Origin of the sequence: Pseudoalteromonas ruthenica, assembly GCF_008808095.1 — a bacterium.
GTDB lineage: Bacteria > Pseudomonadota > Gammaproteobacteria > Enterobacterales > Alteromonadaceae > Pseudoalteromonas > Pseudoalteromonas ruthenica.
In genome coordinates, this window is record NZ_CP023396.1 from 1,406,249 (window position 1) to 1,426,838 (window position 20,590).

Below are 20,590 nucleotides of genomic sequence, written 5' to 3' on the forward strand. Positions count from 1 at the left end.
TAGGATCAATATGCGCATTTATGTTGCCATCATAGTCTTGGCCTTTCTAACTCCCGGCACTAGTGCAGACACGCACTGGCAGTTGAACTTCGAAAGCTATGCAAGTGATGAGCGCCAACAACAGCTACAAGCGTGGGTAAATACCGCAGTAGACAATACCCACAAACAGCTTGGAGCCCTTAATTATAAGCATGTTGACGTGAGCATTAGTCAACCTGTGTTTACCACTGAAGCTGTGCCTTGGGGGGAGATAAAACGCGGGCCACCGGTGCAAGTGGTGCTCGAAATTGGACGTTTTGCCGATATAAAGCGTATACGCAAAGACTGGACTATTTATCATGAGTTGGCGCATTTATACATGCCCTATCTCCCCGCCGAAGACAGGTGGTTAAGCGAAGGGTTTGCCACTTTGATGCAAAACTACACCATGCTCCATGCAGGAATATACAATCGCGGGCAATTCGAACACCGCCTGCAAGCCGGATTAGCACGCGGTAAAGCTGACACACGTATCCAGCAAGGGCCGCTTAGTGAAGTCAGTGCCACCATGTGGCAACGCCAAGCCTATCAACGTGTTTATTGGTCTGGCGTGGCTTATTTTATTGAAGTAGAGAGTGAACTCGCACGCCAAAAGCTGAGGCTAAGCGATGTCATTGCACGTTATAATCACTGCTGCTTTCGCCCACGCAGCAGTGCCAAAGAATTTATCAGTGCCCTTGATGGCATCGCAAAGACACCTGTGTTCTCAAATTTGTATAGCCGCTATCGACTGCGCCGTGACTTTCCTACTATCAAACAGGCCCAAATAGCGCGCTTAACCATCAGCGCGGTCAACCTGGGCGCCGCCACTGGGCAATAAGGGCGTTGCCGTAATCACGTGCTTGAGCGCTGAAGCTCGATGCAAGTGGATTCATAAAGCCATGCTCATAGGCACTGCGATGGTAATGGATACGCGGGTGTGACAGTGTCGCCATCAGCTGTTTAACGTCAAATGCGCTTTCATGACGAGCAAAAATAATGTCCGTGTTACAGCTTGGCACTAAATCGACATGATGCCTTATTTGCGTTGGATAAAATAACAGGGCACGAGAGACATTTCGACTTTGACTTATCGCGCGCCATGCGGCACTTGCCCCCGCACTAAAACCAATGACATCAACCTGCCTAAAGCGCTCAAGGGTCTGCATAACACGCCGCAAATACTCATCATGGCCACCTTTTGCAATGAACTGCTGATAGGCCTGATGTTGCTGTGTAGCTGGCAACGCTGTGTCATTGGCACATAGTAATGTCGCATCGAGGCTCTTGGCGAGCGCTTGCGTCGCCTGCGTTTTAGAAAAAATGTCGGAGAGTAACAGTAATTTAGCCATCATCGCCCCCCTGCTAGGCAAACAACGATTATAAAGCAAGCTTGATAAAGTTTATATTTATTTATGTTCTTGATTCTGAAACATAAACAAAGCTGCTACACTCAATGAACAAGGTATTAATAAATGCAGTAAGCTTTATGTTGCGTCGGTATCCACTTATATTGCTCTTAGGCTTCGTGCACTCGCTCACAGCATATGCAAATGAGCGCCAAACGATACGCTGGCTGGTGTTTGACTTTGCCCCCTATTACATTATGAGTGACACACATCAAGGTGAAGGGCGAGATGAGCAAACCATCGCCCTGTTGCAGCAACAACTGCCTGATTACCGGTTCGACTATGTGCATATCCCAGGCAGTCGTGCTATCCATGAGCTCAGCAACCCGCAAAATACCTACTGCATCTTATCCTTGTACAAAACCCAGCGTCGCCTAGACAAACTGTTGTTTACTAATAACGCTTCAACTGTGGGACTTTCTCCTGCATTGGTGATGCGTAAGGAGCTTGCTAACACGTTAGGGTTGGTAGAAGGTGAGCCAGTATCGCTCAGCCAATTGCTCGCTGAGCAAGGCCTACGGTTAGGGTTACCGATGAACCGCTCTTATGGCAAAGAGCTTGACCACATCATCAACCACAGTCCACGCGGCAGCCTAGTCACTCGTCCGGGCAAAGACGTACTCGCCAGCCTGACTTATATGTTGATCAAAGAACGGCTAGATATGCTCGTTGGTTATCCGAGCGAGCATTACTATTTGGCATCAAAAATGGGAGTGAAAGAGCAAATGGCTATTTTTCCTATCGCCGAGGTCGCGCCCATTAGTCACGGCTACGTGGGGTGCAGCAATACCGCCTTGGGATCCGAACATATTGATATTATCGACAGCGCGTTAGAAAAAATAACAACAACCGATAGCTTCCAGCAAGTAATGATGCGCTGGCTGCCACCACAATTGAAGCCACGCTTACAACAACAGTTGCAAACGCGGCTAAAAGCACCGTAAGTCGAAAATATTACTTACGTACACCTTCTATCGATAGCTCGATGTCAACATGAGTCGATGCTGGTCCAAGGTTATAATCAATATTGTAGTCTTTAAGCGCTAGCTGGGTATGCCCTAAAAAGCCGACACGGTAGCCACCCCATGGATCATCACCTTCACCAATTTTTTCTATATCGAAGCTAATGGTTTTGGTTACACCATTGAGGGTAAATTCGCCCGTTACTTTACCAGTAGTATCATCGCTAAAGCTGATATCGGTGCTTTTGAAGGTCGCTTTAGGGTGCTCACCAACATTTAAGAAATCGTCACCACGCAAGTGCTTATCACGCTCAGCATGGTTAGAATCAATACTGCTGGTGTCTATCACGACATTGATCTTTGACTCGTTAGGTTTATCAGCGTCATAGCTGAAGTCGCCCGAGAAAGTATTAAAGCGGCCATATAACCAACTATAACCTAAGTGCTGAATTTTAAAGTTAACAAAGGCATGCGCCCCTTTGGTATCGATCACATAATCAGCAGCAAGTGCGGCTGAACTGGATGTGAGTAAAGCGGCACCAAGTGCAAGTTTAGTAAGTGATTTATTCATGATTATCTCCTTTTGTCGCTTTGAGCATACGCGTCAAAGTACGATCTCGATTAATAAAGTGATGTTTTAATGCCGCTAGGGCGTGTAACGCAGCAAAAATAATTAAGCTCCAAGCCACATACTCATGGATCAATCCAGCGATATCCTCTTGGTTATCAATGAATTCGCCCATTGAAGGGACAGTGAATAATGAGAACACCTCGATACCGCGCCCATCTGCAGTTGAGATTAAATACCCGGTCATCAGTAATACAGCTAACAACACATAGAGTAGCCCATGGGCGATGTGTGCTAGGCGGTTTTGCCATACCAAGGTCGGATCAGCGGCGCGCGGAGTCACCTGGGTAATACGCCACACTAAGCGCAGCGTAAACACCAGTGCTAGGGTGATACCGATGCTTTTATGCAAATCCAATGAGCCTTTGTACCAGCTGTCGTAGTAACTCAAATCAACCATGTACAAGCCCAATCCAAACAGCCCAAACACAGCTATAGCCACTAACCAGTGCAGAAATATGGCTATCCATCCATAGCCATATTGAGTATTTTTTAACATCGCTCACTCTCCTTAATAACTGCAAATAGCTTAAATCAGCCGTTGAGAAAAAAACATGGCGCTGGCGCAATGCTAAGTGTGCGTAAATGCACAAAACTTTATTCACCATCGCTGAAAGTGCGCTTAAATAGCCAGTCCTCCACTTCTTCGCCATTGATATAATAGCCGTTATAACCTTGGCAGTGCTGAGTGAAACCCTGCTTTAATAAAAGCGCTCGTGACGCCTCATTGCCGGCAGTAACTGTGGCTGTATATTCGCGCAGACTAAACTGACTGTGCCCATGCTCAAGCAACGCATGCAGAGACTCACTCCCCAACCCTTGCCCTTGGTATTGTGGTAGGAGCATAAATCCCAACTCTGCTAGGTGCTCACTGTGACGATAAAACCCCGTGACCCCAATAAGCTCACCGCTTCGCTTTGCAATGGCCCACGTATACCAACAAGGCTGCATACTCGTAGGGTTTAAACGTTGTTGAAAGCGTTCTTGCACCTCATCAATATCCCCTATATCCGCCACATAGCGCATCACCTCGGGGTGTTGATGTAAGGCATAAAACACTGGCCAATGTGCTGCTCGCAATGGCTGATGTTGTAATCGAGGCGAGTGAAAATCCATTAATGACATGCTCTAGTGCTCCAAAAAAGCCGAGCGCTAGGCTCGGCTTCGATACGTGTATAACGCAATAAATTGTTAAAGCTTTTTAATACCCATGTTGTAGAGAGTAAAGCCATAAATATCAGCGTATTGCTCAATGGTTTTACTGGTTGGTGTGCCAGCACCATGCCCGGCATTGGTTTCAATGCGGATCATCACTGGATTCTCACCTTGGTGCTTATCTTGAAGCTCTGCTGCGAACTTGTATGAGTGCGCTGGAACCACACGATCATCGTGATCGCCTGTGGTAATTAAAGTTGCAGGATAGTTCACACCTGGTTTTACATTGTGAACCGGTGAGTACCCTTTTAGGTAATTAAACATTTCTTTGCTATCTTGCGCCGTACCATAGTCGTACGCCCATCCCGCACCTGCGGTGAAAGTATGGTAGCGCAGCATATCAAGAACACCGACCGCTGGGAGTGCTACTTTGAATAAATCAGGGCGCTGGGTCATTACCGCCCCCACTAACAAGCCACCATTTGAACCGCCACGTACAGCAAGGCGCTCACTGGAGGTGTAGTCGTTATCGATAAGGAATTCTGCGGCAGCAATAAAGTCATCAAACACATTTTGTTTTTCTAACTGGGTGCCCGCTTTATGCCATTTTTTACCGTATTCGCCGCCACCGCGTAAATTAGCTACCGCGTATACTCCGCCCTGCTCAAGCCATGCAGCCGTTGTGGCGCTAAAGCGCGGCGTCAAGCTAATATTAAAGCCACCATACCCGTATAAAATAGTAGGCGCCTCACCGTTGAGCTTAGTGCCTTTTTTATAGGTGATGATCATGGGTACTTTAGTGCCGTCTTTAGAGGTGTAGAATACCTGTTTAGACTCGTACTGTGAGGGGTCAAATTTAGCACCTGACTCTCTATAAACCTGAGATTCTCCGCTTTGTACATCAAAGCTAAAAATAGTGCCCGGAGTCTTATAGTTAGTGAAGGTGTAATACAAGGTCTGTTGCTCTTGTTTACCGCCAAAGCCAGAGGCCGTGCCGACACCCGGTAACGCGATTTCTCGCACTAGCTTACCGCTTTTATCAAACTGTTTAACTTGTGAAATGGCATCGACCATATAGCGGGCAAAGAAATAACCGCCGCCCTTTGATAGGTTGAGTACATTGTCTGTTTCAGGGATCAAATCTTGCCAGTTTTCAGGAGCTGGGTCCTTCGCATCCACCGTAACCACACGCTTGTTTGGCGCATCTTTGTTGGTCACTAAAAACAGTGTGTCACCTTCGTTGTCAATGACACTGGTGTCATAGGTAATATCATCAATCACCGTGACCAGTTCACTGTTTTCATCTGTCAAATCTTTAATAAAGAGCTTGTTGCCTGATGTTGATACCGCTGCGGAAATAACCAAGAAACGCTCGTCTGAAGTCACCGCTGCGCCAACATAGCGATGTTTTTGCGCCTCAGTGCCACCAAAGATGAGTTGATCGTCTTTTTGCGCCGTACCTAGCTTGTGGTAATACAGTTTATGCTGGTCTGTTTTTGCTGACAGTTCACTGCCCTCTGGCTTGTCATAGCTTGAATAATAAAAGCCGTCGTTGCCTAACCAAGAAATACCGCTGAACTTAACATCCACTAAGGTTTCACCCAGCTGCTTTTTGCTCTCGGTATCAAGCACAATCACTTTACGCCAATCACTGCCGCCCTCTGAGATTTGATACGCTGCTAAAGAGCCATCCTCACTAAAGCTAATGCCAGCAAGCGACGTCGTACCATCTTCACTAAAAGTGTTAGGGTCTAAGAAAATTTCTGCCTCACCGTCTCCTTTTTGACGATAAAGTACATATTGGTTTTGCAAGCCGTCATTTTTGTAAAAGTAGGTGTAGTCACCTTCTTTAAAGGGGGCGCTGACTTTTTCGTAATCCATTAGCGTCTTAAGACGCTCTTTTAGCTCGTCTCGGTAAGGAATTTGCTCGAGGTAGTCAAAAGTGACTTGGTTCTGTGCCTCAACCCATTTAGCGGTCTCTTCGCTCATATCGTCTTCTAACCAACGATAGGGATCAGCAACTTGCTCGCCAAAATAACTGTCGACAACGTCGCCTTTGCGAGTATCCGGGTAGTTTATCTGGGCGACCTGTTTTTCAGGCTGTTCTAGTTGTTCATTTTGCTGTTGTGAAGCTGGCTTTTCGCTGCATCCCGTTAGGGCAATGCATACCGCAACTGCGAGAGATTTTTTAAGCATAATTTTTTCGTATTTTGTTGTTAGAATCGAAGTTAAATTAGCGCTCTAGCTGTCTATTGTCCAGCGAAGCGAGACAGTTTCGCGTTTAAAAGCCCTATAAAAAAGAAAACCAACCTGAGTATTCAGGTTGGCTATCTGGCTGGTTGCATGCCTGTTAACTTATTATTAACTCAAAACTGGCTTTTTTGCTCAACTTTTTCGTTATATAGCGACATTTAATTATATCGTTGAGTAATTTTGAATAATCATCCTGTACGTCGGCCTTGCGCTCTGCTGACTCAATCAAGCTAACTTTCAGGATTCGATTTACCAGTGAACTTGTCACGCATATCAAGCATTTTGGTAACCCCTGCTCCCAGTTTCATCAACGTTGAGAGTTTTTCAGGGCTTAACCGTTGCAGTTCACCGGCCCACTGGGTGATCATTTCCAACAAATCATGAATTTCCAGCATACGCTGCTGGGCGTATTGCTCTGCCTGGTTATTAGGTTCATCAAGAAGGTTATCGCGCAACAGGCTTAAGGTTGGGTCAATTTCGCGTTTTTGGCGCTGCTCAAATACGCGATTAGCCATTTGCCAAATCGTCCCTGCTGGTTGATAGTACTCTTTACGATCCCCTGGCTTATGTTTGGTGGCGATCAACTGCCACGAATTGAGCTCTTTAATTCCCATACTGACGTTACCACGGGAAATATGGAGCGTCTGCGAAAGTTCATTCGCACTGAGTGGCTGTTCACTGAGTAACAATAGCGCGTACATTTGCCCTATTGTGCGATTAAACCCCCAGCGGCTTCCCATCTCTCCGCAATGCATGACGAATGCTTGCATCTTTTCAGTCAATTCCATGCGCGCTGCCTTATTTTCTGTATTTTCTGAAATTATCAGCATTTATGGGGTGTAGCGCAAGTGTGAATGTTAACCCTGAGTAAACCACAAAGAAATCGTATTAATTTTAGACAAAATAGTCGTTTTTCCTCTTTACATCACTAGTAAATTGATTAAAATCTCGCCTCTTCAAAAAGGAGTGTGAATGTTTAACTACAACGGTACAAATGGTTCGCATCAGCTTAGCTTGCAAGAACAAATCGTCACGGCGTCTTTTGTCGGCGCGATTAATGGCCGCATGCTCGAATCATTCGCATCGCAATTGCAATCAATCATCAACGACAGCGCGTTGACCCATTGGGGTTACATTAGCAACTCTCAGCGTTTAAGCGCCGCAACCCCAGATGCGCAGCAAAAGATGATTGCACTGGCTAAGCACATGCGTGCTCATGGGTGTCAAGCTTCGGCCTTTGTGATTGACTCGGCGATTGCCATTAGCCAACTAGACAAGGTACGTCAATCGCTGCATTTAGAAGGCAACACCCGCGATATCATCTTCAGCTGTTATGATGAAGCTCTGCGATATGTAAAACAGCAGCTTAATCCCTTGGTGCTGGGCAGTTAACATGAATGTGCAAGTCAGCTCGCCAGAGTTGACTTTCACGTACACCTCTCTAAGCTGCGCCCATCACCATAGAGTTTAAGGAAGGGTTATGAGCGAGCAACACACATATCCAATTGGTATCGCTGGGCAACCATGGTCGAGCAAACACCGTCAACAATGGCAAGCACAGCAAACTGTGCAGCGCAGCTACGCCGATGAAGTGGTAACGAAAGTTAAGGCACTAGCCGACAACTGGGATATCATTGAGTATGGGCAACTGCCCTATGAGCAAAGTTACCCCTTGTTCGCACTAAAGCATAAGCAGTGGCAAAAAGGCCGCCCTATCGCCTTAGTGACCGGTGGCGTGCATGGCTATGAAAGTAGTGGTATTCACGGCGCTCTCGCCTTTGCCAAGCAGGTTGAGCACACGCAAAGCGCTAACTTCAATATTCTCGTTGTGCCCTGCATCAGCCCTTGGGGTTACGAGACGATCAATCGCTGGAATCCGGATGCCAATGATCCGAACCGCTCATTCTTTGAAGGCTCTCCTGTGCCTGAAGCGCAGTTGTTGTTAGACTTTATCGCTCCTTTTAGTAGCGATATTCTGCTGCATATTGATTTGCACGAAACCACTGATAGCGATAATTCCGAGTTCCGTCCAGCACTTGCCGCACGCGAAGGAATCGTAAACCATAATTGGAATATCCCCGATGGCTTTTACCTTGTCGCCGACAGCGAGCGTCCGCAAGCGTCATTTCAGCGCGCCATTATCGATGCCGTGGCCAAGGTCACGCATATCGCCCCCGCCGATGAGAATAATCAGCTTATCGGCGCTGATTTGGTGCAACCTGGTGTCATTGAATACGCTGGACGTAAGTTAGGTTTGTGCATGGGCTTAACGCCAGCGCCTTACGTCACGACTACGGAGGTGTACCCAGATAGCCCGCAGGCAACTGAGCAAAACTGCATCGATGCCCAAGTGGCGGCGGCCAATAGCGCCATTGCCTTTGTTGCCGCATTATAATTAGGCACTTGCCGTAAAAAAGGGTCACATCCAGTGACCCTTTTTTGTCTCTTTACCTTTGTAGCGTGGTAGCTCACACTGCTTATTTGTAAAAGCGTGTTTCTTTGCGCTGCTGCGTACTCGGATCGCTCGCTTGCTCAACAACAAACGTCAAAGTGCTCACTTTTTTGGCCAGTTCGTAGCCATCAATACTGACTGTCACGGGGATCTCTTTTTGCTCTCCCGGAGCTAAAGAAAGGCCGCCATGCACCGCCAGCTTCGCCCCTTCTAAGCCAGCAATACTGATTTGATACGCTTGCTGCTGTTGGGTTTTATTGACCACCGAGATACGGTAGGGATTCTCAACCCAGCCTCGATAATCTGTACGCGACAACTCGCCCCTATCACGACTAACGTACACCTCCAATGGTGTGCGGCTGCTCAACCACCACGCCATGACCACAAATACCAGCACCGTCATCGCTGCATAGCCCAATAGCTTCAGCCGCAGTATAGAGGTTTTACCTCCCTCCTGTTGGCGCTCACTGGTGTAACTGATAAGACCGCGAGGATAGTTAAATTTATCCATGGTTTGGTCGCAGGCATCAATACATAAACCACAGTTAATACACTCATATTGAAGACCATTGCGAATATCGATGCCAGCTGGGCACACCTCGACACACAGCTTACAATCAACACAATCCCCCAGTGCGAGCTCTTCACGTGCAGCTTTACGCTTGCGTGGTCCTCGGGTTTCACCGCGTTCACTGTCGTAACTGACGATCAGGGTGTCTTTATCGAACATTACCGATTGGAACCGCGAATAAGGGCACATATAAATACACATTTTCTCGCGCAGCCAACCGGCATTACCGTAGGTGCACAAAGCAAATAAAAACACCCAAAAGCTGGTTAACCCACCCCAAGTAAAGGCTAGCATCTGTGAATAAAGCTCCTTGGCGGGAATAAAGTAGCTCATAAAGGAGGTTGCGGTGAAAAATGCAATGCCAAGCCAAGCTGCATGCTTGGCTGCCTTTTTCATCATTTTGCTAAAGCCCCAAGGCTGTTTGTCGAGCTTTATACGCTGATTACGAGTCCCCTCGATGCGGTGCTCGACCCAGGTAAACAGTAACATCCACACCGTTTGTGGACACATATAGCCGCACCATACGCGCCCCAGCCAATTAGTCACAAAAAACAAGGCGAAGGCACCTGCCATAAATACCCAAGCTAGGATCATAAAATCTTGGGGAAAGAACGTAATAGAGAATATCCGGAATTGTTGTTGCGCCACATCCAGCAACACCGCCTGCTGGCCTTGGTAAGAAATCCAAGGAGGGGCAATAAAGGCAATCATTAATGCCCAACTCATAACCCTACGAATGCGTTGGTAACGGCCTTTTTGTTCACGAACATAAATAGGCCCAGACTGCTTATAGGGCTTAATGATGAGATCTTCTTCTTTAATATCGAACTTCATAATACTTGCTTGTCATTGCTTGAGAACAAGCGGGTATCCGCAAGTCTTGTGCCATAACAACAAGCATTAAAATCTATAATTTTCAGTGAGTTATAAAATAACCTAGACGCAAAATAACGATATATCGACACCCTTATCGATATATCGTTATTTTGCCTATTTTTTACTCGCGGTTGACGCCCAATTTTTGCATTTTTGAGCGCAGTGTACTCGGTGCCAAACCGAGCCGTTGCGCGGCTCCACCTTCACCATTGATGCGCCCGCCGCACATAGATAAAACATATTCGATATAGCGCTTTTGCTCACTATCAAGGGTTCTTATCTCTGTGCCTTCTAGGCGCGCCGCCTCCGATAATTGCATGTCATCGATATGCACAACTGGGCCTTGCGTGAGAATAGCGGCTCGTTCGAGAATATTCTGCAGCTCACGCACATTGCCCGGCCAGTGGTAGGACTTAAGACGATTAAGACTGCGCGCACTGATACCAGTGAATTGCTTGGCCAGCTTCTGTGATGGCTTACTGAGTAACTGCGCCACCAATAACTCTAAATCTTCAATGCGCTCGCGCAGCGCTGGCACCCGTAGCGGAAAGACATTGAGGCGGTAATACAAGTCCATGCGGAAGCTGCCTTGTTCAACCATGGCCCATAAATCACGGTTGGTGGCGGCGATAAGGCGAATATCTACTTTCAGGGTTTGCTGTCCCCCGACCCGTTCAAACTCTTGTTCTTGTAATACTCGCAGCAGCTTGCTTTGCGCCTCTAACGGCAGCTCTGCGACCTCATCTAAAAATAACGTGCCTTTGTGCGCCAATTCAAAGCGCCCTTTGCGCCGCTGTTGAGCGCCGGTAAACGCGCCTTTCTCATGACCGAATAACTCGGACTCAATTAAGCTCGCACTAAAAGCCGCACAGTTGACCTTAACCAAGGGTGCATTGCGACGCTGCGAGCGATTATGCAGCTGTCGCGCAATCAACTCTTTACCAGTGCCATTTTCACCGAGGATCAGTACCGTACTGTCAGTTTTAGCCACCAGCTCAATCTGTTGCATCATTTGTTGAAAAATGACCGATTGACCCACTAAATCACTGTCTTGCCACTGCGCATTGATCTCTTCTAGCAAGTAGCGATTTTCTGCCTGCAACTGTTCGCTAAGCTCATTCACTCGTGAGAGTGCTTCGCGTAACGCCTGCTCAGTACTGCGCTGCTGTGATACGTCACGAAATATCGCCACAGCACCAATAAGCTGTTGATCTTTATAAATAGGTGTGGAGGTATATTCCACTGGGAATTGACTGCCATCTTTACGCCAAAACACCTCGTTGCTAACCGTCCGTGGTTGGCCGTCGACCACAGTGCGATAGATTGGACACTCACAGGCTGGGTAGTCACTGCCATCAGCATGGCTATGGTGGTGAAAACGGTGGATCTGCTGACCAAGGAGTTCACTGGCTTGCCAGCCGGTCATGCGCTCTGCTGCGGGATTGATAAAGACCGCATTACCATCGCGATCAAAGCCATAAATACCCTCTCCTGCAGCATCAAGCAGCAGTCTAGGATCATGAAGAAAGTGTTTGAGTGATTGGTCCATTACTCATTCCAAGCGAGGTAACGACATATCGTTACTATACTCGCTTGGCAAAGAGATAAACAGAGGCGGCTGACTATAATCCGCTGGTTAGGGTAATTTCACCGGGTTTGACAGCCAGAGCAAGGTCAAAGCGCGATAACAAAGCTTGCTTCGGATCTTGGCTATTGAGGGTATAGACCGGGTATTGACGTAGTGCTTGCGTGACGATGTCTTGCACCTGTTGCGACAGCGGTGCTAGCTTGCCTCGGTACCCCATGGCATCAACGTCGGCATTAATAATAGTGAAGTCTTGCAGATAAACCGCGTCGTCATCATTGTTGAACACTGGCTTTGCGGCAATACTCAAGCGTACACGCACAGGAACTTTTAATGCCAAAGCTTGGACAAATACAGTGTTATCAACACTGAGTTGCACACTGTCGGGGTGTTGCTTAGGGCCAATATCAACGCCAACATCGTTCACTTGCATGCGCATAGGCATGCCCATAAGCTCGACCTCACCTTGCAAACGCTCACTATTAGATTGCAAGTTCTGCTCCAATTGCGTTGCACTGAGCGAATAAACCGACACAGGGGCGTGCGACGCACACCCCGCCAAGCTAAGTAACCAAACGGCGACGATTAAAAACCTTTTCATTGACTCTCCACGGCTTCGAGCACGCTAACAATACGATTAAGCTGTTGTTGCTCCCCTAGACATTGGTGTTGCTCATTAACCCCAACGGCGTTAAGCCAGGCAATAAGCAAATCATCCAGGCTATAAACCACACCTTGGTGCTTTTCATCAAGCATGGTCACTTGCTCTTGCATACGCAAACCGGCGTCACTGGATGGACTGTCAATATTAGCTGTCACTTCTAGGCGAACAAGTAATTGTTCAGCGGCTAATGCTAGCTTGCTGTCGCTTAACCAACGCTTATCAAGCGCCTGTCCTTGCGACAGTGCACTGCGTAGCTGCCGATAGTGCGTATGGCGCTGTGCCGCCTGAAGTGTGTGTAGCGACTGTTGGGCCTGTGCCAGTAATTGCTTTTTCATATCCTGCAACGGCCGCTCTACGTTGAGCGCCGTTACAGTATGCACCACTTCTTGGTAATCCCCAGCTTCCTTACATGCATTCAGTTGTTGTTGCAGTTGCGCTAACTGTGTTTGTTGCTCATTGAGCAAATCATTATGTACCTGCTGACGCTGTTCTTTGGCCTCATCACGCTGAGCAAAAACGGCATCGTTTATACGTCGAAACGCTAACCATAGTTTACGTTCTTTACTCTTACCCGCGAAGCCCACTTGCTGCCATTGTTGTTGCAAGTCTTTCAATGTATGGGTGGCGGCAAACACATCTTGCTGCTGCGCCTGATGAGCCTGCTCAAGCAGATCCTCTTTGGCACTAGCATTATGCTGGTAATAATCTTGTACGCGCTCAGCAATCGCCGTTTGTGCTTCGTTGAAAGCTTTGTTGAGCTTATGATAAAGCTTGCTCTCTAACCGTTTAGCGCCGCGCCACTGCTTTAGTAGCTGATTAAATTGGGCTTCTAAAGACACAATATCATGATCCGCTTGCTGTGCTTGAGCATCGAGGGTTTGCATCTGTGCAATCAACGCCTCGCGCTCAGCCACCGCCTGTTCCTTTTGTGCCTGCTGCTCAGCAAAATAGTCGCGACAGGGCGCAAACGCGGTTTCGATTTGTTGTTCAAACTCTTGCTTGGCTTGCGCCTCTACGTGCGGGCCCAATAGTTGCCAGCTTTTACGTAACTTTTTCACTGCGGCTAAACGCTCATTGGCATCTTCACAAGGTGATTGCGCGAGCTCGAGCGCGGCCTCGAGCAACTGCGTTTGCTGTGATTGCCCAGCATACTGATGCCAATCTTCAGCCTCGCTCAAGGTTGTCTTCAAGCTTTCATATTCTCGGCTGACTTGTTGGCGGTAGTGCTCGGTGAGCTCTTGATACAGCGTATCTAACCCATTAAACACGCCGAAAGCAACGCGGTAGCGCCCTTGATTAATTAAACGACGCAAGTCTTTTGTCTTTTTGCGCGCTTGGTTAAGGGTTTGCTGCTGCGCATCTAATAGTGGCTGCATCTGCGCAAACCATGCCTTTTTGGCTTGCTGGTATGATTGGCGCCATACGCCAGCAAGCTCTTTAGGTAAGGCCGACAAACTCTGTTGAATCTCTTTCGCAAGCTCAGTCTCACGCATAAGCGCTGCATCAAGCTGAGCTGAGGTTTCAGCAACAGCCATAGCTTGATATTCCTTTAGTCGCTCCCGCAACTGCTCCACATCTTGCTCATAGGCACTAAGTTGTTCAACTTGCTTAAATAAACGCTTGAGCTCTTGGCGCTGACTAGTCAGCTCAGCTCCAGGCTGCAAATCGGGGCTTTGCAACATATCTTCAGCTTGCGCTACTTTGGCATGCAACCAATCGGTTTGAATTTGCTCATTTCCATCGAAACGTAACGCCATGGCATTGCTGATCTCTTCCGCTAGCGCGCTTAAATTGGCCAATGCCAACACACTGCGTTGCTGCGCTTGTTGTTGCGCCTGTTGACGCTCATATTGTTCGCCAAGAATAGCGATATGACGCTCAAGCTTGTTTTTCAAAACGGCAAATTTCTCATCGTTTTGCGTTCGCAATTCTTCATCAAGCCAATGCGTCTCTAGTTGAGCGAACTGATGGCTGAACTGAGTGTATTGAGTCGTGACCAGTTGGTAGTCGTTTTTATCGCGCAAAGCGTTCAGCTGCGCCAACAAGAGTTTACTCTGCTGCGCTACCTGTTGTGGCATGTGTGCTGCTAATTGCTGCTCTTCAATGGCCTGTGCCAACCGTGTTTTCGCTTCGCCTTGAGCCTGCTTGACTAGCTTATCTGCTAACTGGGTATTAATCACTAACTGGCACAACTGCAGCTGCAAGGCCTCGTCTGCACCTCTGAACACCTGTTCGGTAAGCTGCGGTTTATTAAGGCGATGAATTAATTTAACTTTCGTTGCTGTGGTTTTCTCTGCTAATGCTAGTTGCTCTAACGTTTTCTCATTGGCGAAACGCTCTAAGTATCGCTCTTTATCTGCGCTCGACAAAGCCTGAGGTGAATGCATTAGCACTTCTGCCACTTTTTGATTGGCCAAGCGCTTGATACCCGGCTCGGCGTCACTTTGGCAAGCCTGCCACCACAAATCGATGTCATTGAGTTTTTTTAGTGCTGCCGAGCGCACTTTACTGCTCGGGTCTTGGCTGGCTAATTGCTGCAATATAGCATGGTGTTGTTGATTATCGAGCTGAGACAATGCCCCTAGGCGCGTGCTCTCATTAGGGTGCTTCCACTTTGGTTTGAATAACTGCTTAAAGATCATTTTCACTAAACCTGGCTATCTCATTGTCTGCTTTGAACTGCTTCTTAAGTTCTTGTTTGGATTTTTGTACTAGCTCACCATTTTCACCAACGGTGAACTGCTCGTCGCTTTTAAGTACTTTGGCTTGATACAACATGACCAACTGCACTGTTTGTTGTTTTTGTTCGTCACTTAGGGGTGTCCCATCCGGCCATTTACCAGTGGCGGCACCATACTGCAGGCGCTCAAAGGTTTGCGGAGTAATTGCTTGGACTAACTGCTCAATATTCATAACTTCTTTCTTTTCAAAAATACCAAACGAACGCGATTAATTAGATACCAGATAAACCCGAGAACGATGGCGCCGTAACAGGCATTTTGCTGCCATGAGCCAGGCTCCGGCTGCTGCCAATACAACACTAAGAAGCCACCAAGGAAAAAGATCAAAGCAATGAAAGATTGATTCATCAACCCCTGTTGCTTTTGCAGTTTAGTTCGCGCGGCTAAACGGCGCTGGTCTTGCTCGTTCATTTGTTCTAGAGCGATATTGCAATGGGGACAGGACTGGTGTTTGTCGGAAATCGACTTTTGGCACTGCGGACATGAAATGATGGCCATGCTTACTCCTATTTGCAACTACGCGCCCATAAAAAAAGGCGCCTTCTGGCGCCTCATTGTACTGGTTTTAATTGCTCTTGTCTTTTTCCAATTTCTGCCAGTAGTCTTTTACTGAGTCTTTCATTTCTTTACGCAGTAACATGATGCCAAACAAGTTCGGCAAGGTCATCACCACGATGGCTACGGCGGCGAGCTTCCATACCAAAGTGGTGTCGGCAAATGATGCCCAAAAGAAACCGGCCACATAAAATACGCGATACGGCATCACCGAGCGCGAACCCAATAAATAGGTCATCGCCCTATCCCCGTAGTAAGACCACGCTATCGCCGTAGAGAAGGCAAACAGTAATAAGCCTATAGACACGATATACTTACCATTGTCGCCCAAGAAGCCACGCGTAAAGGCTTTCGTGGTCAGCTCGGCGGAGTGCACTAGGGATTTACCCATCACACTGATACTGTCATCGACTATCTGGCCATCTTTCACTTCCACTTCACCGGTGTAGACGTGACGCTCAGTAATGCCAAAACGCAGGTCTTCAGCCACTGAACGTGAGTGCAAAATGGTGAAATCTTTATTTATAGCTTTGCCGTTAATTACGTTGATAGTGCCGTTGTAAGGCGCAACGTCACTGCCGTTACCGTTAAGGTAGTTGTAGAGATCGGTGCGGTCTTCATCACTTTGGTCTGAGTAGTTCCCTTGCAGCACGGTCATTGAACTGCGCTCAAAGTGTGTATCAAATTTTTCGTTCCACACCCCTGATGACAAGATCACTAAACCGGTTAACGTACAAATGATAATAGTGTCGATAAACGGCTCTAAAATTGACACCATGCCCTCGGATACAGGCTCATCGGCTTTGGCTGACGCGTGAGCGATAGGTGCCGAGCCCTGACCAGCTTCATTTGAAAATAGACCTCGGTTTACACCTCGGTTAAAGGCATAAGCAAAGCTGGCACCCAAGAAACCACCGGCGGCGGCTGAGCCTGTGAAGGCCTCGGTAAATACCGAAGCAAACGAAGGGCCTATATTCTCAATGTTATAGAAAATGACCAGGAGCGCGCCAATTACATAGACAGCGGCCATTAGCGGTACGATTTTCGAGGTAATCGCGGCGATGCGTTTAATGCCGCCAAGGATCACTAAGGCTAGTAAGATAGATAGAACGACCCCTGTGGCCATAGGTTCAAAACCAAAAGTGGCTTCCATACCCTGGGCAATATTATTAATTTGCGGCAGACTACCGGTACCAAAGGAGCTAATAACGGTGGCAATGGCAAATAAAATAGCTAACCACTTCATGTTTAGGCGTTTGTCCATGTAATACATGGGACCCCCTGCCATGGTGCCATCTTCGGTTTTCTCGCGATATTTGTGCGATAGCGTTACTTCCACAAATTTTGTGGTCATGCCGAAAAATGCCGTCATCCACATCCAAAACAGTGCTGCGGGGCCACCGATGGAGATGGCCAAAGCAACACCACCGATGTTACCAGTGCCCACTGTTCCGGACAGCGCAGTAGAAAGAGCTTGGAAGTGCGTGGTATCACCCTGGTGCGATTTTTTATCATATTTACCAGAGACGATGCGCACGGCATGTTTGAAGTAGCGAACCTGAGGGAATTTTAGATAAATCGTAAAAAATAAACCCACACCAAGCAAAACATAGGGGAACCAAACGGAACCACCAAGCATGGAGTCGAGGGTATCAAAGAAGTTTCCTAGGGCATCCACGGGTATATTTCCTCTTTTATTATTATGTCTAACTGCGAACTATGACAGCATCTCACAAGGTTGCGAATATGTTAAAGCATTTGTTATTAAAATGAAGCATAAAAAAGGCGCTTAAACGCGCCTTTTTGTTATCTTAGCTTATCAACCACCGCGATAATGGCGGCTAACGTGTCTTGCCCAAACTGATAGGACCGTCTGTCTGACCAGCCGTAGTCTATATCTGGCAAGTTAGCGTTGTCTTTAAATGGCATCTCTACGGTATAAGCCAAGGCTTTAAACTCCTCACCAACGGCGCAAGAAGCCACTGTTAGGTTAGCCTCGCCAGGAGCATCCTTGTCATAGCCGAATTCATCTTGGAATTCTGGTGTAATAGTCAAAAGTGCATCTTTAAAGGTGTTTTCTAAATCCTCGAGGCGAGCGTCATAGCTTGGGATCCCCTCGCCGCCAGCAACAAAGTTATAAGGCAATGCTTCGTCACCGTGGATATCGAGATACATATCCAATCCAACTTCGCGCATTTTGTTTAGTACTAGGTAAACTTCTGGGCTCTGGTCCATGCTCGGGGTGGCCCATTCACGATTCAAGTTGACACCAGCAGCATTGGTGCGCAGATGACCACGCACACTGCCATCAGGGTTCATATTAGGAACGATGTAGAATACTGCTTTCGATAGCAACTTCGCCGCATGAGGGTCCTCGTCGTCGAGTAATTTATGCAATAACCCCTCAACAAACCACTCGGCCATGGTTTCACCTGGGTGTTGACGAGCGGTGATCCAAATCGCCTTTTTATCAGCGCTTGGCTCGCCAATACGCAGCATCGTCATATCGCGACCATCTAAGGTGGTACCGAGGTTTTCAGCATCACAGATAGCATGACTTTGCGCCCAATAAATTAAATCAAGATGACGCTCATAACTGTAAGGGGCAAAATAAGCAAAGAACACCTGAGAACACTCTGGTTCAAAGTCGATAATCAAAGTGCCGTTGTCATAACGCGTAGGCACGCGGAACCATGTTTGTCGATCATAGGACGCAACGGCTTGGTAGTCATCCCAGCCCTCTGGGTATGCCGACTCTTTTAGATTATTAATGTGCAAGCAGTGTTCAACGAAAGGTGTGGTTTCTAGACGAAAGTGAAACCATTGAAAAAACGCGGACTGATTGTCTTTATTAATCTCAAGTTGGATATCCAGTGGCGATTCACAGGCGATAACCTTGATATTACCACTATCGAAATTACTGGTGATGTTCATACTTTATCCTTTCAGACATGAGAAGTAGTGATGCTCGCAGACTAGCACAGCCCCTGCAGAGCAACAATTAACAACAAAAAAGCCGGTGCGCTAAAAAGCGACCGGCTGTGAACTAACTTGGTTTTTATTAGCGTGGCAAGCTTGGGTGGGCAATTTCAGCCATATCTTGCATACAACGCACAACCTGACAGCTGTAACCAAACTCATTATCATACCAAACGTAAAGCACAACGCGCTCACCATCAACAATAGTTGCTTGGGAATCCACCACACCGGCATAACGGCTACCAACAAGGTCGGTAGAGACGATTTCTGTTGAAGCGGTGTAATCGATTTGATCGCGTAGCTCTGAGTGTAATGCGGTCTCGCGTAAGAAGGCATTCAGCTCTTCAACACTGGTCCCCTTTTCCAAGTTAAGGTTAAGGATAGCCATTGATACATTCGGTGTCGGCACACGAATAGCATTACCGGTTAGCTTACCTTCAAGTTCAGGCAAGGCTTTGGATACAGCTTTCGCCGCACCAGTAGAGGTAATAACCATATTGAGCGCAGCAGCGCGACCACGGCGCTCAGCTTTGTGGTAATTATCAATTAAGTTTTGGTCGTTAGTGTATGAGTGTACGGTCTCAACGTGACCATTTTTAATACCAAACTTATCATTTAAAGCTTTTAGCGTCGGCGTAATGGCGTTAGTGGTACAGCTTGCAGCACACACAATTTTATCTTCAGGTTTGATATCTTGGTTGTTAACACCGTAAACAATGTTCTTGATATCGCCTTTTGCCGGTGCTGTTAGTAATACTTTCGAAGCACCTTTTGACTCTAGGTGTTGGCCTAGGCCTGCTTCATCTTTCCAAATACCAGTGTTATCAACAACTAACGCATCCTCAATACCATATGCAGTGTAGTCAACTTCACTTGGCGAGTTGGCATAAATCACTTGGATGTAGCTGCCGTTAGCTTTAATGGCATTACGCTCATTATCAACGGTGATAGAGCCGTTGAATGGGCCATGAATTGAATCACGACGCAATAGGCTAGCTCGTTTTTCAAGATCCCCATCTTTACCACCACGTACCACAATGGCGCGTAAACGTAAGTCGGCATACGGGCCTGACTTTTCGATTAACAAGCGCGCTAACAAGCGACCAATACGGCCAAAACCATATAAAACCACATCACGCGGTGCTTTTGGCTCACCTGGATTAGTGATTTCTGCAAGCTCGTCTTTTAAAAATTCTTCTAACGAGCGACCTTTGGCCGCATCTTTATATAGGAAGCTGTAAGCCAATTTACCAATATCGATACGGCCAGAGCTAAGTTCCATGTTGCTGATCGCTTCTAACACCGGGTAGCTTTCGCGCAGACGTAGTTTAGAGTCTTCAAATTGCGCCACGGTTTTGTGCGCTTTGATAATATCGATGGTGCTGGCGTTGACCAGAGGGCGGCCATAAACGGCAATTTCGATACCACGGTTGCGATACAGTTTACCAATGATGGGTTGCATACTTTCAGCGTAGTCTTGGCGTTCTTGCCAGCTGTTCAAGTACTCTTGCTCGTGAGATGAGGTCATTGTTTCTGCCTTTGAAATTTGTTTTGAACGGATATAGCCCGAGGAGGGAATGTGTCATCACAAAGTGAGAGCGTGATCAAGGACAATATACCTCCTAGCAGGCGGGCATATTCTAATGCAAAGCGCGAGCAATAACCACCTCTACATTACTCTTGGGTACAAGGTGTCTCCCTATAACGCTTTGAGCTACAATAAAATCAATGACTAAAGCGGC

Annotated in this window: 19 protein-coding genes; 4 read left to right on the top strand and 15 right to left on the bottom strand. The window is 47.3% G+C overall.

Going from position 1 to position 20,590, the window contains the following annotated elements; genetic code table 11:
- Positions 1-10: 10 nt before the first annotated feature.
- Positions 11-859 (top strand): hypothetical protein, encoded by an 849-nt coding sequence (locus PRUTH_RS06660; protein ID WP_151172897.1) that lies wholly within the window; start codon positions 11-13, stop codon positions 857-859.
- Here PRUTH_RS06660 and PRUTH_RS06665 read toward each other — a convergent pair.
- Positions 831-1,373, bottom strand: coding sequence for a dienelactone hydrolase family protein (locus tag PRUTH_RS06665; protein WP_151172898.1), 543 nt, complete (start codon positions 1,371-1,373; stop codon positions 831-833). The two genes, PRUTH_RS06660 and PRUTH_RS06665, sit on opposite strands and share 29 nt — an antisense overlap.
- 101 nt (positions 1,374-1,474) lie before the next feature.
- Between PRUTH_RS06665 and PRUTH_RS06670 the strand changes: the two genes are divergently transcribed.
- The gene (locus PRUTH_RS06670) at positions 1,475-2,371 is read left to right on the top strand and encodes a TIGR02285 family protein (protein WP_151172899.1); all 897 of its coding nucleotides are present in this window, start codon (positions 1,475-1,477) and stop codon (positions 2,369-2,371) included.
- Between the two features lie 10 nt (positions 2,372-2,381).
- On the opposite strand, the gene PRUTH_RS06675 is transcribed toward PRUTH_RS06670, so the two are convergent.
- From PRUTH_RS06675 to PRUTH_RS06695, 5 genes are all read right to left on the bottom strand, one after another.
- On the bottom strand, positions 2,382-2,960 hold the full coding sequence (locus PRUTH_RS06675) for a YceI family protein (RefSeq protein WP_151172900.1): 579 nt from the start codon (positions 2,958-2,960) through the stop codon (positions 2,382-2,384).
- Entirely contained in the window at positions 2,953-3,516 is a 564-nt protein-coding gene (locus tag PRUTH_RS06680; protein WP_151172901.1) for a cytochrome b, read from the bottom strand. Before PRUTH_RS06680 ends, PRUTH_RS06675 begins: the two co-directional genes overlap by 8 nt.
- Before the next feature lie 98 nt (positions 3,517-3,614).
- A complete protein-coding gene (locus PRUTH_RS06685) occupies positions 3,615-4,142 on the bottom strand; it encodes a GNAT family N-acetyltransferase (RefSeq protein WP_045978639.1) in 528 nt (175 codons plus the stop codon).
- Positions 4,143-4,208: 66 nt separating this feature from the next.
- Positions 4,209-6,368, bottom strand: a complete 2,160-nt coding sequence (locus PRUTH_RS06690) for a prolyl oligopeptidase family serine peptidase (protein ID WP_151172902.1) — start codon at positions 6,366-6,368, stop codon at positions 4,209-4,211.
- 287 nt (positions 6,369-6,655) lie between these two features.
- Complete coding sequence (locus PRUTH_RS06695; RefSeq protein ID WP_151172903.1) at positions 6,656-7,213, bottom strand: GbsR/MarR family transcriptional regulator; 558 nt, start codon at positions 7,211-7,213, stop codon at positions 6,656-6,658.
- A gap of 184 nt (positions 7,214-7,397) precedes the next feature.
- Between PRUTH_RS06695 and PRUTH_RS06700 the strand changes: the two genes are divergently transcribed.
- Complete coding sequence (locus PRUTH_RS06700; RefSeq protein WP_151172904.1) at positions 7,398-7,817, top strand: hypothetical protein; 420 nt, start codon at positions 7,398-7,400, stop codon at positions 7,815-7,817.
- Positions 7,818-7,905: 88 nt separating this feature from the next.
- On the top strand, positions 7,906-8,820 hold the full coding sequence (locus tag PRUTH_RS06705; protein WP_151172905.1) for a M14 family metallopeptidase: 915 nt from the start codon (positions 7,906-7,908) through the stop codon (positions 8,818-8,820).
- A gap of 82 nt (positions 8,821-8,902) precedes the next feature.
- Here the strand turns inward: PRUTH_RS06705 and ccoG are convergent, their stop codons facing one another.
- From ccoG to PRUTH_RS06750, 9 genes are all read right to left on the bottom strand, one after another.
- Positions 8,903-10,282 (bottom strand): cytochrome c oxidase accessory protein CcoG, encoded by a 1,380-nt coding sequence (gene ccoG / locus PRUTH_RS06710; protein WP_151172906.1) that lies wholly within the window; start codon positions 10,280-10,282, stop codon positions 8,903-8,905.
- A 163-nt stretch (positions 10,283-10,445) separates the two neighbouring features.
- A complete protein-coding gene (locus PRUTH_RS06715) occupies positions 10,446-11,873 on the bottom strand; it encodes a sigma-54 interaction domain-containing protein (protein WP_151172907.1) in 1,428 nt (475 codons plus the stop codon).
- A 73-nt stretch (positions 11,874-11,946) separates the two neighbouring features.
- Positions 11,947-12,510, bottom strand: a complete 564-nt coding sequence (locus PRUTH_RS06720; RefSeq protein ID WP_151172908.1) for a YceB family lipoprotein — start codon at positions 12,508-12,510, stop codon at positions 11,947-11,949.
- Positions 12,507-15,215, bottom strand: a complete 2,709-nt coding sequence (locus tag PRUTH_RS06725) for a DUF349 domain-containing protein (RefSeq protein WP_151172909.1) — start codon at positions 15,213-15,215, stop codon at positions 12,507-12,509. Before PRUTH_RS06725 ends, PRUTH_RS06720 begins: the two co-directional genes overlap by 4 nt.
- On the bottom strand, positions 15,205-15,486 hold the full coding sequence (locus tag PRUTH_RS06730; protein ID WP_022943608.1) for a YeaC family protein: 282 nt from the start codon (positions 15,484-15,486) through the stop codon (positions 15,205-15,207). Before PRUTH_RS06730 ends, PRUTH_RS06725 begins: the two co-directional genes overlap by 11 nt.
- Entirely contained in the window at positions 15,483-15,812 is a 330-nt protein-coding gene (locus tag PRUTH_RS06735) for a hypothetical protein (protein WP_022943607.1), read from the bottom strand. Before PRUTH_RS06735 ends, PRUTH_RS06730 begins: the two co-directional genes overlap by 4 nt.
- Before the next feature lie 67 nt (positions 15,813-15,879).
- Positions 15,880-17,547 carry an alanine/glycine:cation symporter family protein gene (locus tag PRUTH_RS06740; protein WP_151172910.1) on the bottom strand — a complete coding sequence of 556 codons (1,668 nt, stop codon included), beginning with the start codon at positions 17,545-17,547 and terminating at the stop codon, positions 15,880-15,882.
- 128 nt (positions 17,548-17,675) lie between these two features.
- Complete coding sequence (locus tag PRUTH_RS06745) at positions 17,676-18,803, bottom strand: M14 family metallopeptidase (protein ID WP_151172911.1); 1,128 nt, start codon at positions 18,801-18,803, stop codon at positions 17,676-17,678.
- Between the two features lie 127 nt (positions 18,804-18,930).
- Positions 18,931-20,376: a glyceraldehyde-3-phosphate dehydrogenase gene (locus PRUTH_RS06750; protein ID WP_022943604.1), complete on the bottom strand. Its 1,446-nt coding sequence runs from the start codon at positions 20,374-20,376 to the stop codon at positions 18,931-18,933.
- Positions 20,377-20,590: the final 214 nt, after the last annotated feature.

Bases quoted from the DNA above. Each gene is read 5' to 3' on its own strand.
- PRUTH_RS06725 (WP_151172909.1), bottom strand. From the start codon at position 15,215: ATGATCTTTAAGCAGTTATTCAAACCAAAGTGGAAGCACCCTAATGAG.
- PRUTH_RS06705 (WP_151172905.1), top strand. From the start codon at position 7,906: ATGAGCGAGCAACACACATATCCAATTGGTATCGCTGGGCAACCATGG.
- PRUTH_RS06680 (WP_151172901.1), bottom strand. From the start codon at position 3,516: ATGTTAAAAAATACTCAATATGGCTATGGATGGATAGCCATATTTCTG.
- PRUTH_RS06665 (WP_151172898.1), bottom strand. From the start codon at position 1,373: ATGATGGCTAAATTACTGTTACTCTCCGACATTTTTTCTAAAACGCAG.
- PRUTH_RS06730 (WP_022943608.1), bottom strand. From the start codon at position 15,486: ATGAATATTGAGCAGTTAGTCCAAGCAATTACTCCGCAAACCTTTGAG.
- PRUTH_RS06750 (WP_022943604.1), bottom strand. From the start codon at position 20,376: ATGACCTCATCTCACGAGCAAGAGTACTTGAACAGCTGGCAAGAACGC.
- PRUTH_RS06675 (WP_151172900.1), bottom strand. From the start codon at position 2,960: ATGAATAAATCACTTACTAAACTTGCACTTGGTGCCGCTTTACTCACA.
- PRUTH_RS06690 (WP_151172902.1), bottom strand. From the start codon at position 6,368: ATGCTTAAAAAATCTCTCGCAGTTGCGGTATGCATTGCCCTAACGGGA.
- PRUTH_RS06695 (WP_151172903.1), bottom strand. From the start codon at position 7,213: ATGGAATTGACTGAAAAGATGCAAGCATTCGTCATGCATTGCGGAGAG.
- PRUTH_RS06670 (WP_151172899.1), top strand. From the start codon at position 1,475: ATGAACAAGGTATTAATAAATGCAGTAAGCTTTATGTTGCGTCGGTAT.
- PRUTH_RS06745 (WP_151172911.1), bottom strand. From the start codon at position 18,803: ATGAACATCACCAGTAATTTCGATAGTGGTAATATCAAGGTTATCGCC.
- PRUTH_RS06735 (WP_022943607.1), bottom strand. From the start codon at position 15,812: ATGGCCATCATTTCATGTCCGCAGTGCCAAAAGTCGATTTCCGACAAA.
- PRUTH_RS06700 (WP_151172904.1), top strand. From the start codon at position 7,398: ATGTTTAACTACAACGGTACAAATGGTTCGCATCAGCTTAGCTTGCAA.
- ccoG (WP_151172906.1), bottom strand. From the start codon at position 10,282: ATGAAGTTCGATATTAAAGAAGAAGATCTCATCATTAAGCCCTATAAG.
- PRUTH_RS06685 (WP_045978639.1), bottom strand. From the start codon at position 4,142: ATGTCATTAATGGATTTTCACTCGCCTCGATTACAACATCAGCCATTG.
- PRUTH_RS06660 (WP_151172897.1), top strand. From the start codon at position 11: ATGCGCATTTATGTTGCCATCATAGTCTTGGCCTTTCTAACTCCCGGC.
- PRUTH_RS06715 (WP_151172907.1), bottom strand. From the start codon at position 11,873: ATGGACCAATCACTCAAACACTTTCTTCATGATCCTAGACTGCTGCTT.
- PRUTH_RS06720 (WP_151172908.1), bottom strand. From the start codon at position 12,510: ATGAAAAGGTTTTTAATCGTCGCCGTTTGGTTACTTAGCTTGGCGGGG.